The 18,831-nt window shown below is 38.9% G+C and carries 15 protein-coding genes; all 15 read right to left on the minus strand.

All coding sequences use genetic code 11. The features are described from left to right. Nucleotides 1–9 precede the first annotated feature (9 nt). The 15 genes from rfbA to FN037_RS24005 all read right to left on the minus strand — a co-directional run bounded on the left by rfbA (nucleotide 10) and on the right by FN037_RS24005 (nucleotide 18,803). The gene (rfbA, locus tag FN037_RS23935; protein WP_142503308.1) at nucleotides 10–882 is read right to left on the minus strand and encodes a glucose-1-phosphate thymidylyltransferase RfbA; all 873 of its coding nucleotides are present in this window, start codon (nucleotides 880–882) and stop codon (nucleotides 10–12) included. Between the two features lie 14 nt (nucleotides 883–896). Beyond that, complete coding sequence (rfbB, locus tag FN037_RS23940) at nucleotides 897–1,961, minus strand: dTDP-glucose 4,6-dehydratase (RefSeq protein WP_142503309.1); 1,065 nt, start codon at nucleotides 1,959–1,961, stop codon at nucleotides 897–899. Between the two features lie 156 nt (nucleotides 1,962–2,117). After that, complete coding sequence (rfbK, locus tag FN037_RS23945) at nucleotides 2,118–3,488, minus strand: O9 family phosphomannomutase RfbK (RefSeq protein ID WP_142503310.1); 1,371 nt, start codon at nucleotides 3,486–3,488, stop codon at nucleotides 2,118–2,120. A 22-nt stretch (nucleotides 3,489–3,510) separates the two neighbouring features. Next, entirely contained in the window at nucleotides 3,511–4,926 is a 1,416-nt protein-coding gene (locus tag FN037_RS23950; RefSeq protein WP_142503311.1) for a mannose-1-phosphate guanylyltransferase/mannose-6-phosphate isomerase, read from the minus strand. Nucleotides 4,927–5,147: 221 nt separating this feature from the next. Continuing rightward, nucleotides 5,148–6,554, minus strand: a complete 1,407-nt coding sequence (gene gndA / locus FN037_RS23955; protein ID WP_142503312.1) for an NADP-dependent phosphogluconate dehydrogenase — start codon at nucleotides 6,552–6,554, stop codon at nucleotides 5,148–5,150. A gap of 285 nt (nucleotides 6,555–6,839) precedes the next feature. Further along, the gene (locus FN037_RS23960; RefSeq protein WP_142503313.1) at nucleotides 6,840–8,156 is read right to left on the minus strand and encodes a GH39 family glycosyl hydrolase; all 1,317 of its coding nucleotides are present in this window, start codon (nucleotides 8,154–8,156) and stop codon (nucleotides 6,840–6,842) included. Between the two features lie 176 nt (nucleotides 8,157–8,332). Further along, nucleotides 8,333–8,464 carry a transposase gene (locus FN037_RS24825; RefSeq protein WP_409513738.1) on the minus strand — a complete coding sequence of 44 codons (132 nt, stop codon included), beginning with the start codon at nucleotides 8,462–8,464 and terminating at the stop codon, nucleotides 8,333–8,335. A gap of 257 nt (nucleotides 8,465–8,721) precedes the next feature. Continuing rightward, a complete protein-coding gene (locus FN037_RS23970) occupies nucleotides 8,722–9,753 on the minus strand; it encodes an IS630 family transposase (protein ID WP_142503315.1) in 1,032 nt (343 codons plus the stop codon). Nucleotides 9,754–10,757: 1,004 nt separating this feature from the next. Then, a complete protein-coding gene (locus tag FN037_RS23975; protein ID WP_142503316.1) occupies nucleotides 10,758–11,870 on the minus strand; it encodes a glycosyltransferase in 1,113 nt (370 codons plus the stop codon). After that, nucleotides 11,867–13,084, minus strand: a complete 1,218-nt coding sequence (locus tag FN037_RS23980; RefSeq protein ID WP_142503317.1) for an O-antigen ligase family protein — start codon at nucleotides 13,082–13,084, stop codon at nucleotides 11,867–11,869. The genes FN037_RS23975 and FN037_RS23980 overlap by 4 nt, the downstream gene beginning before the upstream one ends. Beyond that, a complete protein-coding gene (locus FN037_RS23985; protein ID WP_142503318.1) occupies nucleotides 13,074–13,877 on the minus strand; it encodes a hypothetical protein in 804 nt (267 codons plus the stop codon). Before FN037_RS23985 ends, FN037_RS23980 begins: the two co-directional genes overlap by 11 nt. Nucleotides 13,878–13,893: 16 nt before the next feature. Then, on the minus strand, nucleotides 13,894–15,009 hold the full coding sequence (locus tag FN037_RS23990) for a glycosyltransferase family 4 protein (RefSeq protein ID WP_142503319.1): 1,116 nt from the start codon (nucleotides 15,007–15,009) through the stop codon (nucleotides 13,894–13,896). A 1-nt stretch (nucleotide 15,010) separates the two neighbouring features. Further along, nucleotides 15,011–16,225 (minus strand): oligosaccharide flippase family protein, encoded by a 1,215-nt coding sequence (locus FN037_RS23995; protein ID WP_142503320.1) that lies wholly within the window; start codon nucleotides 16,223–16,225, stop codon nucleotides 15,011–15,013. Between the two features lie 208 nt (nucleotides 16,226–16,433). After that, nucleotides 16,434–17,828 carry an undecaprenyl-phosphate glucose phosphotransferase gene (gene wcaJ / locus FN037_RS24000; RefSeq protein WP_142503321.1) on the minus strand — a complete coding sequence of 465 codons (1,395 nt, stop codon included), beginning with the start codon at nucleotides 17,826–17,828 and terminating at the stop codon, nucleotides 16,434–16,436. 66 nt (nucleotides 17,829–17,894) lie between these two features. After that, nucleotides 17,895–18,803: a glycosyltransferase family 2 protein gene (locus tag FN037_RS24005; RefSeq protein ID WP_142503322.1), complete on the minus strand. Its 909-nt coding sequence runs from the start codon at nucleotides 18,801–18,803 to the stop codon at nucleotides 17,895–17,897. Nucleotides 18,804–18,831: the final 28 nt, after the last annotated feature.

Here is an 18,831-nt window from a genome sequence, read left to right on the forward strand (position 1 = left end):
GACCAGTCGCTACGACTTTTCGTTGAGCAGACGTTTCAGGTAAGCGCCATATTCCGTCTTCTTCAGGCGTTCTGCCTGTACCGCCACGCCTTCCGCGCTTAACCACTGATTGCGGTAAGCAATTTCTTCCAGGCAAGCAACTTTCATGCCCTGACGTTTTTCGATGGTATGGATAAACTGTGAGGCCTCAATCAGGCTGTCGTGGGTCCCGGTATCCAGCCAGGCGAAACCACGTCCAAGGAGCTCGACCTGCAGGTCGCCACGATCAAGATACATCTGATTAAGGGTGGTAATTTCAAGCTCGCCCCGTGCGGAAGGCTCCACTTCCTTAGCCATCGCCACTACATCGGTATCGTAAAAATAGAGGCCGGTCACCGCCCAGTCTGATTTCGGCTTCAGTGGCTTCTCTTCGATGGACAGCGCTTTGAAGTTTTCATCAAACTCCACCACCCCAAAACGCTCCGGATCGAGAACCTGATAACCGAACACGGTAGCGCCCGATGTTTTGCTGGCTGCGGCATCCAGTTTGCGGCCAAAACTCTGACCAAAATAGATATTGTCGCCCAGGACCAGTGCGCAGGCATCATTACCAATAAACTTCTCGCCGATAATAAAGGCCTGTGCCAGACCGTCCGGGGAAGGCTGAATAGCGTATGAGAAATTCACCCCAAACTGAGAACCATCCCCCATCAGACGCTGGAAAGCAGGCATATCGTCCGGCGTGGTGATAATCAGGATATCCCTGATCCCCGCCAGCATCAGCACAGAGACCGGGTAATAAATCATCGGCTTATCGTAAATCGGCAAAAGCTGTTTGGAGACGCCCTGAGTGATCGGATATAAACGCGTGCCGGAGCCACCTGCCAGTACAATACCTTTCATCGTTGTTTCCTTATTTAATTGTTCAGGCCAAGACGTTCACCGGCATAGGAGCCATCCAGAACGCGCTGCCACCAGGTCTGATTGTTCAGATACCAGTGGACCGTTTTCTCAATCCCACTTTCAAACGTCTCCTGCGGCACCCAGCCAAGATCGCGCTGAATTTTGGCGGCATCAATGGCATAGCGCAGGTCATGGCCCGGACGATCTTTCACAAAGGTAATCAGATCGGCAAACTGGCTAATATTATTTGGCTTCTGTTCAACCACTTTATCGAGGATGGCGCAGATGGTCCGCACAACATCGATATTTTTACGTTCGTTGTGACCACCGATATTATAGGTTTCCCCGCTACGACCTTCAGTCGCTACCTTATAGAGCGCACGGGCGTGATCTTCCACATACAGCCAGTCGCGGATCTGCTCGCCATTGCCGTATACCGGCAGCGGTTTCCCGGCCAGAGCGTTGAGGATGGTCAGCGGAATGAGCTTTTCCGGGAAGTGATACGGGCCGTAGTTATTAGAGCAGTTAGTCACCACCACCGGCAGACCGTAGGTACGGTTCCAGGCGCGGACCAGATGGTCGCTGCCCGCCTTGGAGGCCGAATACGGACTGCTCGGCGCGTATGGGGTCTCTTCGGTGAACAGATCATCAGTACCGTGCAGATCGCCATAAACTTCATCAGTCGAGATATGGTGGAAGCGGAAAGACTGCTTTTGCGCCTCATCAAGCGTTGACCAGTAGTGACGGGCTGCTTCCAGCAGGGTGAAGGTACCAATCAGGTTGGTCTGGATAAAGGCCGCCGGACCATCAATGGAACGGTCAACATGACTTTCCGCAGCCAGGTGCATCACGATGTCCGGACGGAAATCGCTGAACTGCTCCGCTACAGCTTTGGCATCAGTGATATCCGTCTGCGAAAAAGAGTAACGTTCGTTACCAGACACCGGAGCCAAGGACTCAAGGTTACCTGCATAAGTGAGGCAGTCTATTACGCGAACTTCATCATTGGTATTGTCAATAATATGACGAACAACAGCAGAACCAATAAAACCAGCACCACCTGTAACGAGAATTTTCATACTTATTATTCCAAATTGGTTATTTATTAATCATCTAACCCGCAACTATAATTAACTCTAAAATCCCTTTACCCAAATCCAAAATAAACAAAACTTATAATTTAAAAAAATGCAAAGGAATTATATAAATTAATATCTAATTGCGTTCAGAATTAGCTACACAAGAAGTGCTAATAGCTCTTCAGTCTTAGCCCGCATTAAAGCATCATCCGCTTTCGATTCGACATTGAGACGGACCACAGGCTCGGTATTTGAACTACGCAGGTTAAAACGCCACTCCGGATATTCAATGCTGATACCGTCAGTCGTGTCTACATTCGCTGCATCCAGCTCGTAGCGCTCCCGGATGCGATCAATCGCCGCTGCAGCATTCTCAAGCTTACGGTTAATTTCCCCGGAAGCCGGGAATGCCTCCTGACGATCCGCCACCAGCGCTTTCAGAGAGCTGTTTTTCAGGCACAACAGTTCTGCTACCAGTAGCCACGGGATCATCCCGCTATCGCAATAAGCGAAATCACGGAAATAGTGGTGCGCGCTCATCTCGCCACCATAAATGGCATCTTCCTGACGCATACGTTCTTTAATAAATGCATGCCCGGTTTTCGACATCACCGGCGTACCACCACTACGGGTCACAATATCTACCGTGTTCCATGTCAGGCGCGGGTCGTGAATGATTTTTGCCCCCGGTTGCTTCTGTAAAAAAGCTTCTGCCAGCAAACCAACAATATAATAACCCTCAATAAATTCTGCTTCGTTATCAAACAGAAAACAGCGGTCGAAGTCGCCGTCAAATGCGATCCCCATATCAGCAGCATGCTCACGCACCGCATCGGCAGTATCCTGACGGCACTCCGGCAGCAGTGGGTTAGGAATACCGTTGGGGAAATTACCATCCGGCTGGTGATGCACTTTAATAAAGGTCACTGGTGCGCCTGCAGCAATAAAACGTTTTTCTACTTCATCAATTACATGCCCCGCAGCACCGTTGCCGGAGTTCACCACCAGCTTCAGTGGACGGGTGAAGTTTGCCAGATTCACGTAACCCATCAAATGGTCTACGTATTCCTGCAGAATAGAAATCTGACGCAGTGTACCGCGCCGGGATGGTTCTACCGCTGAAAACTGGTTCTCTTCCGCTAAACGCTGAATATCTCGCAGACCGGTATCACCACTGATTGGTTTCGCATTTTCCCGTACCAGCTTCATACCGTTATAGTTCATCGGGTTATGGCTAGCCGTCACTTCGATACCGCCATCTACGCCGAGATGAAATGTGGCAAAGTAAATCTCTTCTGTACCACTCAGGCCAATATCCAGTACGTCAGTACCCGCATCCATCAGGCCATTGGCCAGCGCCAGCTTCAAGGATTCGCTGGTCAGGCGGACATCACCACCTACCACAATCTGTTTTGGCTTCAGGAACTCGCCGTAAGCACGACCAATTCGGTAGGCAATATCTTCGTTTAATTCTTCGCCAAGTTCACCACGAATATCGTAGGCTTTAAAACAGCTTAATTTTGCCATCTATTTAATCCTTAAATACAAATTAGCAACGGCCATACTGATCTTTAATACGAATAATGTCATCGTCGCCCAGATATGAGCCAGACTGTATTTCCAGTATTTCCAGAGGAATACGTCCCGGGTTTTCCAGGCAGTGCTCAGCACCTATGGGAATAAACGTCGACTGATTTTCAGTGAGCAGGAACTGCTTGCCATTAACCGTAATCTGCCCGGTACCTGCCAAAATCACCCAATGCTCAGCACGATGGTGATGCATCTGCATGGAAAACGCACCACCCGGTTTAACAGTAATCCGGTTAACGTTAAAGCGTGGAGTCTGCACCACCACATCACTGCGCCCCCAGGGACGGTAAATTTCGCGATGGCGTTTGTATTCGCTACGCTGGTTAAGCTTCAGGTACTCCACTACTTTTTTCACATCCTGAGAGCGGTTTTTGTTCATCACCAGAACTGCATCTTTGGTGCTGACAATCACCAGATCCTCAACACCAATGGCCGCCACCAGCTTTTCGTCGCTGTTGATATAACAGTTCTGGCTATTGTGTACCCAGGCATCCCCCATCAGTACATTACCCAGATCATCTTTCGGGCTAACGTCCCAGAGGGCAGACCAGGATCCCACGTCGCTCCAGTCTGCATCCAACCCTACCACGACAGCATCGGCAGTTTTTTCCATCACGGCATAATCAACAGACTCATCCGGACAGATGCTGAAAATATCGTGCGAGATGCTAATAAAATCGCTACTGCTATCAGCGGCACTGACTGCTGCTGTACACACCTCAAGGATGTCGGGACGAAACTTCTCTAGCTCAGAAAGGTATTTTTTGGCCCGGAACATAAACATTCCGCTGTTCCAGTAGTATTCACCGGAAGCCAGGTAGCCCTGTGCGCGCTCCAGATCCGGTTTCTCCACAAAACGAGCGACTTTATATGGTATTTGCTCCCCTTCACTCAGCGCTTCGCCACGCTGGATATAGCCATACCCGGTTTCCGGGGAATCCGGTACGATACCAAACGTGACCAAATGATCAGCCTGTGCGTACTGCTCCGCTACACGAATGGCATCGTGGAAGACCTTCTGATTATTAATGATGTGGTCAGCTGCGAGTACAAGCATCAGCGGATCTTCACCATTTTGCGTCGCCTGCAATGCAGCAAGCGCGATAGCTGGTGCGGTATTGCGGCCAATCGGCTCAAGGATGATATTGTTTGACAGTTTATTGAGCTGCCGTAACTGTTCAGCCACCAGAAAACGGTGTTCTTCGTTGCAGATAACCATCGGTTCATAAACTTCAAGCCCCGACAGTCGAGAAATAGTTTCCTGCAGCATTGAATTCTTCCCGTACAGCCGTAAGAACTGTTTAGGATAAAGTTCACGAGACATCGGCCAGAGACGACTACCTGTCCCGCCAGCCATAATTACAGGAAGCAACATATTAATATCCTTTAATTAAACCCTGTGATTAAACACCCAGAAAAATACTGAAGACAGAAGAAGAGTAATATATAAATACAGAAAGCAGATATACTAAGGAATCCGAAAAAAGAGCAATAAAATTATATATTCAGAAAATAAAATACCAACAGATGCATAGCATGCATAAAAATATGCGGAGGAAATAGCCAGACCAAGAGTCTGGCTATTGCAGAACTAAATTAATCCAACCACTCAGTGTGGAATACACCTTCTTTATCGGTACGCTTATAGGTATGAGCACCAAAATAATCACGCTGAGCCTGAATCAGGTTCGCTGGCAACACCGCGGAACGGTAGCTGTCATAATAAGCGATCGCCGCAGAGAAAGTCGGGACCGGAATACCGTTCTGCACCGCGTAAGCAACCACATTACGCAACGCCTGCTGATACTCATCAGCAATATGCTTGAAGTATGGCGCCAGCAGCAGGTTAGCGATATCCGCGTTCTGTTCATAGGCATCCGTGATCTTCTGCAGGAACTGAGCACGAATAATACAGCCAGCACGGAAGATTTTTGCGATCTCACCGTAGTTCAGATCCCAGTTGTATTCATCGGATGCTGCACGCAACTGGGAGAAACCCTGAGCATAAGAAACAATCTTGCCCAGATACAGAGCACGACGAACTTTCTCAATAAACTCAGCTTTATCACCCGCAGTTTGCGCTTGCGGCCCAGTCAGCACTTTCGAAGCGGCCACACGTTGCTCCTTCAGGGAAGAGATATAGCGAGCGAAAACGGATTCAGTAATCAGGGACAGCGGTTCACCAAGATCCAGAGAACTCTGACTGGTCCATTTACCGGTACCTTTGTTGGCCGCTTCATCCAGAATCACATCAACCAGGTATTTACCCTCTTCATCCTTTTTGGTGAAGATATCCTTGGTGATGTCAATCAGGTAGCTGCTCAGTTCACCTTCATTCCATTCGGTAAAGGTCTGCGCCAGTTCTTCGTTAGAAAGTGCCAGACCGCCCTTCAGTAAAGCGTACGCTTCAGCAATAAGCTGCATATCGCCGTACTCAATACCATTGTGAACCATTTTCACATAATGACCTGCGCCATCCGCACCAATGTAGGTTACGCATGGCTCACCGTCTTCTGCGACTGCAGCAATCTGCTTAAGAATCGGTGCGACCAGTTCATAAGCATCTTTCTGCCCGCCAGGCATAATCGATGGCCCTTTGAGAGCGCCTTCTTCACCACCGGACACACCGGTACCGATAAAGTTAAAGCCTTCTGCTGAAAGCTCACGATTACGGCGAATCGTGTCCTGGAAGAAGGTATTGCCACCATCGATGATGATATCACCTTTATCCAGATAGGGCTTCAGGGAATCGATGGCACTATCAGTGCCTGCACCCGCTTTCACCATTAACAGGATACGGCGTGGAGTTTCGAGCGATTCAACAAACTCTTTCACCGTATAGTGCGGGACCAGTTTCTTGCCCGGATTCTCGGCAATCACTTCTTCGGTCTTTTCACGGGAGCGGTTGAAAACGGAGACGGTATAACCCCGGCTTTCGATGTTGAGCGCAAGGTTGCGCCCCATCACTGCCATACCGACAACCCCGATCTGTTGCTTGGACATTACATACTCCTGTCAGGTATTTTCACCACGATTTCGTTATTCGCAATGTGTTCTATGCGTTAAGCTATGTTAACTCAAACATAATAAAGCATAAAGACAAAAATTATGCTTTATTATTTTTTGAAAAACACGATGTAGACATTTTTATACTGATTTAAAAATAGATTAATTATAGTTATATAAGCAATTCACAGAATAATAACGACAAGGTTTTGACATTGCCTGCACTGTATTTATTTACTAAACCTAATCAAATCAAAAAAACATTGAAATCGGACATAACACTTAATAATTAATGCTCCCAGACTGATAATTACTTAATGTTAACGGAATAAGTAAATTATTCTTTTGACAGGATGTCTTTTTTAACGGTTTGGGAAATAGACCATCTGAATAATCATAAAAAAGTGGTGTGTTAACGCAATTTATATTTTTAATCGTTATAAATACCTTTTCAATACCATCAGAAAATAAATTGTATCGAGAAAAAATCAATTTTCTTTGAGTAGGGGAAAAGAATATATATATATCATCAATTTTTTTAAAGTAAAATTTATTACTTTTTAATATATTCCCCATATCAGTAAATACATCTCCAACACTAGTTATTCCGCCATTTGAATCCAATAACGAAGAATTTGTATTTAAATACGGTTCGACTCTAAAAAAAAAGGCTCTATCTATTTTTGATAGATTAATCCAGTATTGCGCCGCAATAAAATACGAGACAACCTGTTTCTTGCCATGTGGTGGTTTTCCCTCTGCACTCAAATTCCATTCAGTTAAAAAAATAGGCACATTTTTCATACCCAAAACTGCAAGCTTATTTTGTATGTTACTTGAAATAGAGCCAAGATCACTGGGATCGTATTTATGTCCCTTCCCCCAATCTCCATACCAATGAAAAGTTACAAAATTGAGCAAGTCCAAATCATGTTCTTTAATACTCTTGAAAAAATCGTAGTAAGCATCTATGTAATAAGCATTATCAGCATAACCACCAACCATTATATTAGAATCGACTTCTTTAATTGCTTTTGCCGTTAGAAGATAAAAATTTAAAAAATCCCTCATTGGAGCCCTGAAAAAATTCTTACCTGATGGTTCATTACCAATTTCCCAATATTTAACACCATACTTTGAATAAACATGTCTAACGATATTTTTAACGTAATTAGTCCATGCATTCATGTCATTTGGAGGGCAGTAAGCATAATTTTTGCTGTTGGGACATGATGATAAAAACCTAGGAGTATAAAATACATTTGCAATTACTGAGCTAGCTTTATTAATATTAACATGATCTAACTCTTTATCCAATAAATCATAATTCCATTTATTTAATATAGGATCATATAGGGAACGATAATCTGCGGTAACCGCTTCTAGTCTAATACCCGTAGGCATCATTTTTTTCAGAGGAGAATAAAATTTGTATTGAAGTAAAGTTTGACTTCCTCCTCCTAATGCTATTCCTAAAGAGTTATTAGAATATGCTTGTTCAGAAAAAGCAGAAATCTCACGATTACCATCTAAGTCTATAGATATCTGAGCTCGTACAAAAAAAGAAAGAAAAAGCAATGATAAATAAACAAAACGCATGACAAACTCCTTTCAAAGGAAATCACGACATATGAAAATCATGAATAAGTTGCAAACTCTTTCTTAGCTTTGAATAACATAATCTGACATAACTAGAGGTTACTCAATAGCGCCCTAAAAAGCGCATCACCAATCACATAATTACATTTATGAATTACTTATGAATCGGCATACGGTCATAGGCTACTTATACACTTCAGATATTCCATAATGCCCAGTCCATTTATTTTCGGTGGAATATCCACAAAAATATGGATATGCTCGGCATAGCATTCCACTTTTTCAATACAGACTTTTACCAGTCTCACTGTTTTCAAATAATTTCATTTAGTGCTCGACTTATCGCACCATGAAACACCACTCATCACTATTTAGGTACAATAATTACATTTCCATCGGAATTGCGCTAACCGCTTTCTTCCTCTATTGCACTTTCTTTTTACTGCCTGTTTGAATCTTGCAGTTGTCAGATCGCAAAATATTTTAACAAATCAAAAAGGTTTTACATTACAGCTCAAAGCTGAAATTTTCATACATCTCAGCTAAATAACTGATCCTAATACCGCTACACTTTAGCCAGCCCATGCTTTCCACCGGGGAATGGGCTGACGGTATCCATAAAGTGACGAACCTTTTTCAACAGTTGCCACATTGAACGGCACTGGTGATTTCGGGTTATTGTTTCATGAAGCGCCTGCCACAACCGTTCAACATGATTGACCCACGGCGAGTAAACTGGCTGATAAATCACTCTGAACTTTGGGTTTGCTTTCAGCCAGCGCAACGTTTCACGGCTTTTGTGGATGATGTAGTTATCGACAATGAGCGTTATCGATTTTGCCCGCCGGTATGTCGCCTTCAGATGTTTTAACATACTGATAAATAATGATGAACCTTTGCTGTTTCCACCCACGTAGCTGACTTTGCCCGTACCACTGTGCAGCGCACCGGCAAGATAGTACTTTTCATTCTGCCCCGGCGTGACAACGCGTTTTTGCTGCCCGCGTAACTGCCAGTCAGCGCCGATTTTGGGATTGAGGTCGATATCCACTTCATCTTCGTAAAACACCGGGTGTTCTGTGCTACAGCTGGCTAACGCCACATTAATCGCTGCCATTTTTTCTTCCTTATTCGGGTCCCGGATACGCAGTGTTGGCGCTGCTCTGCGCCATACCAGTCCGGCAGCAGGTAACCATCGCCGGATGGTTGAAGCATGTAGCGGACAACCGGTGACATCACGGATTTTTATCGCCAGCAGTTCGGTACTCCAGCGGGAACGCTGATAACCAAAATCGCCGGGAGAATGCTTAACGAGCTCACGCAGCAATGCACAAATATGCTCGAACGGCCAGCGTCGGGAGCGTCCTGCGGGTAAGGATTTCAGGCCTTCAATACCTGAGTGCGTAAACCAGTTAATCCAGCGACCAACGGATGAACGGGCACAACAGAGTGTTCTGGCAACATCGCTGACCCGTTCACCCCGATGAAGCATCAGCATAGCCGTTAGCCTGCGGGCATGATTTTTATCGCGAGTTTTATGGATAGCTTTCTGCATCAGGCGTCGTTCGCCACGGGGTATTGGTGCTATGATCGGCATCGCTCAGTCCGGTTGGTGATTTGGGATATTCAGCGATTGATCAGATCGCATAAACCGGACTGAGTTCCCCCTGAGTGATCTACTATTCCGAGCAGTTATTTAGCTAAGAGATTTCTTCGCACAATAAACACGTAAACTCAAAATCGATTTCTAAATAGCCTGCACAGTAGAAATATTTATTGAATGCCTCCATATATATTAAGTCGACAAGACAACATAGAAAGAACTGTATCAACAACATTTGCTATCAATTTGCGTGTACCAATAAATGTCAACGATGTTGTCACACAGGACTAGCGAGCCGATGACGTTCCTTTCATCATGGTACGAACCACTCGGTGGCAATTTAGAGCAAAGAACGGCCAGCACAAATATTTCAGCGTCCTGAACAACTCTTCAGCATACGGATTATCATTACTCACTCGTGATCTCGCAATCTATTGTTTAACTGTAAGACTTTTCAGGTATGCTAGAATAAAAAAACCATGTTCAGGTGAAATTCATTTTATTTTTCACGACATCACCCACAGACTAATTTTTCAAAGAGAGGCAACTCCTGCCGCAGAAGGTTACTCTGGCAGTACGGGATATCTTGCCACTGTTTACTACTGTATGTCCTTATTGACAGGCACATCATAGGCCCTAATTATACTGGTATAATTATGTCAATTGTGATAAATCAAATACATATAATCAACAATTCATAGCACATCATACATGGCCTTGATTCTACTTGAGACTAAACCTTATATCTTTCTATAAAGGATTTTTTAATGCATCAAGTGGTATTATCAGAGACAGCGCGCATGCTCACTCTGCCATATCCATTTGTTATAACTGTTTAGAACATCAATTATAGGTGAACTCAGAAATGTTGCAGAAGAATATTATACCCTGCATATTTGAAGTCTTCTCGATTGAATTCAAACATGTCTATATAGAAAGATTTCTACTGGTTAATACTGACTTTTATTTTATCAAGTTGAATCCATTAATAGACATGCTTACAAATTCATATCAACATTATTAGCAGTTAAGGTTAACTTTCCATTAATTATGTTAATTATAGTTTCGGCAAAATCCGCAGTACTATTTGCGATATATAACTTTTGTCCTTGATCAATTATTCCTTCAGCCCCTACATCAGTAGTAACAACGTCTAATCCCGCAGCTAATGCCTCGATAACTTTTATTTTTATACCTGCACCATATCTCAAAGGAACGATTGCTATGTGCGCCTTTTCGAAAAATGGAACAGGATCATCAACATATCCCGTAACAACTATTTTATCACTTTCAAGTAATTTAACTTCTTCAGTAGGATTAGAACCGACTATAAACAATTTAGTTTCAGGAACTTCATTTACTATGATAGGGAATATATCGTTAACGAACCATTGAACAGCATCAATATTTTCGAATCTGCTCATTGCTCCCCAAAATAAAAGGCAACCAGGTATCACCTTATCCCTTGAAATTTTTTTGTATATATCCGAAACTACAGGATAATCAATATAAACATTAGATACTGAATCTGAAATATCTCTAATGAGTTTAGCATCTTTTTCATTCAAAACTATTTTATTTGTTATTTTTTTTATAATAACTTGCTCCCAACGAAACATTTTCTTATGTTGAGTTTTATAAAAAAAACTTTTAATAAACGAAGTGTTTAATTCGGCGAATCTTGCTAAGGATTGAGATATAACATCATGAAAAACAACAGTAGTATCATTATTCATTTTATCCTGTAAATACACAGCTCCTTGCTCAAATTCAATATGGATGTGAGCAACAGGATATTTTTCTAATAATAAATTTAGTTTTCTCTTCATTCGCCTATCATTCCGAATCGCTACTTTTGCCGGAAGATAAAAGCTGAAAATAAAGTTCTTTAACCTATTAAAATTTGACAGTGAGATAAATGACACAGACTTACAAAAAGTATAGTTTTCTTCGCGTATATATTCATATTCTGCATCATTAACGAAAGACACTAGATGAACACTGTACTCTTCAGTAAATTTTTTCAATCTAGTATATGCAAGTTTTTGTCCTGCCTGAGGAAAATCAGGTGACGGCAAATGCATAGAGATAAATATTAATTCACGGTTCATTTGATAGTAGCCATAACTGTCGATTGATTGTATAAACTTTTTTTCTTTCTACCCAAAAAGTCTAACCCACTAATAACAAAAACTAGTGAGTAATATATCCATGTATCATTGTCATAACCGGTATAAAGAGTATTTGTAATTACTAATATAGGGACTATCATTAATATTGAATGTATTGTATTTCTATTCCTGTGACAAATTTTTGTAAAAATAGAGATAAGAAATCCTAAGTAAAATAGAGAACCAGGTATACCGAGATCAAGATAATTATTTATATATAAATTATGCATGTTATTAGCACTTCCAGTTATACTATATTGACCAAGGAATTTACTGGCACTTAACAATCCATCCCCCCAAATAGAGATATCTGATATCCTAGAAAAAAAAGCACTCCAATACAATACCCGAATTCCCATCCCGTCATCACGACTTACATTAGTAATGCTATCAAGTCGGACTAGATTAGCAATTATAGGGAAAGTTGCTATACCTATAAAAAACATTAAAGGCAATATTATGTAATAACGATATACTGGCCTTATTGTAAAAAACACCAGCAATAAAAAAGTAAATGCGGATAGTAACAATGAAGTTCTAGACAGTGTTAATGCGGAACATACTATATATATGAATCCAAAAAAATAATTAACCTTACCTTTTAAACGAAAATATACGTATGAGTGCAAGAAGCCAAAAAGCGATATTTTTGCTCCCATAATATTTTTATCTTGCACTCCCCAAAACATAGTATGTTCAGTGAACATTAACCCGGCAGTATAAGAATTATCTGCGCTAAATTTGATTCCACCTGACATAATTTGAAGTAGTAATATTTGTAAAAAGGAAAGAATGACTACAACCGCAAGATATTTTTCTATAATCTCAAGTGCATGAAAGTCATTTTCGACTGACTTTTTAGAAAAAACAGAAGATATACTTATAACCAAAAAAAAACCACAATTAAAAATCAATTTAATAATGGCAAGGTCGGCTTCATCACTTCCGAGGCCATTAACTAAAAAACTCAGTACACAATACGAGCCATATAAAAATGCGAACAGAAAGACAGAAATATTTTTTCTAGTTAACCCCATAAAAAATATTACAACTGCGGATATCATATAAATAACTGGATATATTTTGAAAGGAATAAATGATCCTAAAAGAGTAATACCTAAGAAATGAGTAGCCAAAATATGTTTATTGAACATGATATTTCCTTTTTCTAGAAAAGAAAATCAAGCTCCAAAAGAAAAACTTTAACCGTTTAATAAATTTAACCTCAATAACTCTTCCATCATTATAATTACAAACTGCTGTTAAATACTTTTCATTGAGGATAGTTTTTATCTTCCTGATTTTTTTTTCTGGAGATATATTATCTTTATTATACCATCCATTTCCGTTACCATACATCCAGCCAGTTAAATGCAACTGTAAATCACTCGAGATACATTCATTCCATCGAAGATGATTTAATCGATCTAATTTTACATAATTATCTAATGTATTTTCATCAATACAAATACTACCCCCCATTTTTTCTAGTAAACTACCGGTCATCAAAAAAAGATATGAACTTATCCAATGGCTAAATGTCTTATCTTCAATTGAAAATTCTTTCCATACACTATCTGTCGTCCCAGCAATACCAATAAAAGCATGCCTATTATTTTCTTTTATAACATTTGAAAAAGTTCTAATAAATTTTCTTTTTATATTTTCATTCCATGGATTATGGTGGCAGAATGTATCATTACAAAAAATAAAAATATCTGAACTATTAATATCCTCAATAGTGGATAGTCCTACATCCCAACCACTAAACTCCCAATTTTTATTATTACCAATCACCACATCAAAATTATTAGAAAACTTATTACTTGAATTATTTATTACTATAAGCTTTGAATCCGGTTCTATTTTTTTTAATAAATCATAGAATTCATGAATAGATTTATCAGCATAGTTCTCATAATAAATAAGAATTATTCCATATACCATATCAACGTCCACCAAGTCAAAAATTGCTTTTAGCTATATCAAAGACATTTTTCCAACAAATGCTTATAGATTTAATAGAAAAATTTTTTGCACAATTGCGTGAGAATTGCTTCATTTCCCGAAGATAAGTTTTATCATAATAAAATCTATCAAGAATAGAAGATGCACCATTAATAAATTGTTCCTCTGAGAAAATTAATTGTTTTAACTCATTACTATGATTAAGTATCTCTTTGGGCCCCATATGGTCTGTTACTATAGGAATACAACCCGTAGCCATAGCCTCAATTAAAGAGATGCCGAATAGTTCTTCCCACCCATTTATTTTAACCGATGGCAATAGAATTATATCATTTGCAGAGCAAATTCTCGCAAGCTCGGATTTAGATTCAACATATCCTTCCACGTGAATATTCCCCCTCTCATTTTCTAAAATTTTTCTATAATGCTCTCCACTACCAACAAATGTAAATTTGCAGTTAGGATATCTAATACTTAACTCAATAATTTTATCGATTCCTTTTTGCCTTACAAGACGTCCTACGAACAGAATATGTAAATCCTCTGTTTTAAACTTTATTTCATTACTTAAAAATACATCATCAAATGCATGATATACTACATTTATTTTATTCCTACTATCTCCCGGCAAAAACGCTCTAATTTCATCAGCAGTTTTATTTGTCACTGCTGCAATAGAACTTACTCTTTTTGATAAAAAACACTTCCATTTATTGGTAATTAATTTCTTTGATATAGAATTATTTTTCGGAAAATTATTACCTGACCAATCTATCCATGATGAATGATATATAATAGTTGAATATTTTAGTATTCTTGCTAAATAAATCACCCTCCAATCTAATGGAGCCATCCCCAATATTACAAATTTATTCTTGTTCGTTCTAGGAAATAAAAAGGATATAAGCAACCACACAAAGTTTTTAATTGTTTTTAGTATAAGCGCCCCGTTCTTATTTTTGATACCTCTTAACAATCGTCTAGTTATACTAAACTCTTTATATTGCGGCTTATTATATATCTCACTACTTTTTAAAAAATACTCCAAACCAGCATAATGATTATGCGCACCATATTCATGTAATATTATCACATCTATATTTTTTTTCACATTATACCCTCCTCTTTTTTATATAGAATAAAACCATCATTAGAGCTATGATCAACTGAGTTGACATCGAGGCCAAAATAAGACCAATAACACCGAAATATTTTACAATAGGTATTGAATAAAACAAATGAAAAATAGAACAAACTGTATATAACACACTTAATTCTTTATTATAGCCATTTCCAGCCATAAACCAATGACCAAAAACCATTGCAATAGACACTATGAATATTATCGGTGACATAACGCCAAGATAGTAAGATGCTGTTTTATTTTCGATGCCAAAATAATAATCAGAAAAATATAAAGAAAATATAAATGTTCCAAGTGATATTAGAAATCCTACGATCATGAATGCATACCCAAACTTTATAAGTTGGATATTATTTTTTTTTCGCTGTGAATCACATACATTTGGATAAATTGCTTGTGATATAGGTGTTAATAATGTTTGAGCAGCAATTCTTACCCTGTCTGCAGAGTAATAACTACCGACAATTGCAATAGGTTCATATTTGCTCAATAAGATTGAATTAAAATTAGTGTAAAAACTAATTGCAAAGTTAGATATAAACACAGGAAAACTTAATTTTAAACTTGTTGTAATATCCATAAATGTTGGGGAGTAAAAGGAGACAAGTTTCATGTGCCAAACCTTAAAATTCAGAATAATAGATGGCACAAGAAAAGTAAGACTATACACAGCAAGAGCCATATATATATCATTTTTCCCTTTCACTAATAAGAAAGTACAGATCAGTACTACAGTTCTACTTATAACCGATATAATCGACAAATATCGCATTTTTTCTAACCCCTGAAATAACCATACAGGGAAAAAAGCATTACCAATTATCGAAAAATATGCAACAAACATAATCCATATATATTTTTCATTATACACCAAGACCATAAGAAAACTTAGAGTGAATCCCAAAATACATAGAACTAATTTTGAAGACATCGTAATCCAATACACCTTGCTTAGCTTTATAGGATCATGCTTATTTAATGCAACATCTCGAGTTGCTGTTAAATTATATCCAAAATCCACAAGCAGCAAAAAATATTGGGAGTATGCCAATATTAATGCATAAACCCCATAATTATTAATACCTAAAACACGAATAAGGTAAGGCAACGTTAACAAAGGAAAAATATAGCTTGATATTTGCGTTAACATTAGCCAAGCTATATTTTTTTTCACCTTTGACATTTTTCCCCCTTCCTAAAAAATAACAACTACGTGGAAAACATACACTTAAACACTCACTCAATGCTTAAGATAACGCCTAAAGGTTTGAGTTAACTATGCTATGGTCATTTGAATGTGAATAACAAATTAGCTCGTAACAACAGATAAAACTTTTCATCACAAACCAATATATTATTATTTATTGCATCATAGTCACCAAATATGCGTCTTAATATGCTGACTTATTAATAAACCCTTTAAATATTGTCAATAGTATTATTTTTAAATCAAACCAAATACTCCACTCCCTGATATATTCTAAATCATATTCAACTCTTTTCTGCATTTTATCTAAAGTATCAGTTTCTCCACGCCAACCGTTTATTTGTGCCCACCCTGTTATTCCAGGTTTGACTTTATGTCTTAACATATAACCTTCAATTAAACTTCTATATTGCTCATTATGAGCAACCGCATGTGGTCTTGGCCCGACAATGGACATCCCTCCGCCCAGAACATTAAAGAATTGAGGAAGTTCATCCAGTGATGTTTTGCGCAAAAAACTGCCTACTTTAGTAACTCGTATATCGTTCTTGGTTGCTTGTTTTACGACAGTATCATTTTCCATTACAGTCATTGAACGGAATTTCCAGACCTTGATTGCTTTTCCATCCATACCGTATCTTGTTTGTTTAAATATAACAGGGCCAGGAGATGATATCTTTACAGCTATAGCAATAATTAACAGAAGTGGTGATATTAAAATAATTATCAGCAATGATACAAATATATCTTCCAGTCTTTTAAAGACCATATTTATACCATTTATAGGTGTGTCAAAAAGAGGTACAACAGGAACACCATTAACCTCTTCAGTCCGCGACTGTAGAATATTAAAGGTAAAAATATCTGGTATCAAAATAACAGAGCAGGTTGTGTCTGTTAGATTTCTTATTAATTCTTTCATTTCAAGCTCATCACTCATACTCATTGCCAGGTAAATCCTATCTAATTTACCTGCTTTAGCATCTACAATAAGCTTTGAAAAATCACCTTTATATTCTATTTCAGTATGATCAACTATTTTATTATCATAAATCCCCACGACAACAAAACCTAACCATGGCTCATCTATAAAACTTTTTGCTAAGTTTATTGCAACAGGCATTGAGCCCGCTATCGCAATTCTTCGCGTATTATAGCCCAAAGTACGAATAAATCTCGCACCAGCCCTAATCGACATCCGGCAAGCTATTACGCCCAAACAAACAAATAAGTACCATTCCAGCATGATCTTAAAAGGCAAGCCTAACACGTCAGAATAAGTAGTTATCCCCATAACCAACAGAAGGCTTAAAGTCCAATTTTTCAGAACCAAACTTAGTTCGGCTGACAATTTCACTCCACGCCAGGAGCGATAAAAGTCTGATATACCACCGATCATCTGGAAAGCAGATAATACGATCAAACATACTAATATTTGGTTATACCCAAAATATTTATTATTTATTAAGCAGACAGCATAAAGACCAACGAATATAATTGATATATCTGTAAAGCGTTGTACTATTGATATCAAAGATGCGTTTGGCTTTGAGCGTCCGCGATGATTCAAACTTGTCATGGCTAATATTCCGCTCTCTAATTTGAAGCATAACAAAACGGTTATGCAATTAATTTTATAACTGTATTAGTCCCAAAAACGTCTGTGCATACTAAATTTTTTGACAAAACTGATGGGTAGTTTTTTATAATTTTGACCTAATTTATATCCTAAGATCTTTGCAAAGTTGTGTACGGCTGATATGGGAAGATACAACGGATTATTTTTAAGTAAATACTTAAATTCAGATAGCAAGAATCTTTTTCCTTCTCCACCTGCACCACCAAATTTTTGTCTAATCCACGATTCGTCCGTTTGAAAGACACCAATATCAAAGTATCTTTTAAACTCTTCTAGTGTGGAATAATTGTGTGAATGGCGTACAATTGCACCAGATACATATGCAACACTATAGCCTGCCATTACACTCTTTGCTGCGAAATACATATCTTCACTTAATATTGTACTATCTGGAAATCCCTCAAGCTCTATAAATGTTGATATTCTATATGCTGCAAAAGAATTTGATGTAAATACCGTTTTTAACCCCATTATTGGCACATCAGCTTTAGATGCAATATAACCTAGTTGAGGATAGTTAAAATATCTTGCATGTTGAGATATGGAATTTGCATCATAATGTGGAAGTTGCCTACCATATGCACAGGAAACTAATGGATTATTAAATGCATTTATTATTCTTTCATAAAATTCAGGTTCTGGTATGGCATCTTGAGTCATAAAAATAATTATATCATAGTCATTTTTATGTAAATTAACTAAGAAATTTCTTGTACCACCATGATTAAAATCGGATGATTTAATGTGTGACACATTAAACCCATATTTATTGGCTATAGCTACGGACTCATCTTTACTTCCTGAATCCACCACTTCAACCAATGTATCATTAGGGGTATATTTGCTAATTTGTTCCGCAGTCTGTGCCCAGATATTACCGCCATTATAAACGGGTATTGCTATATATGCTTTCATTTTTGACCATTTATAATAATGCCGGTTT

The organism is Klebsiella sp. 2680, from assembly GCF_900198535.1.
GTDB lineage: Bacteria > Pseudomonadota > Gammaproteobacteria > Enterobacterales > Enterobacteriaceae > Klebsiella > Klebsiella indica.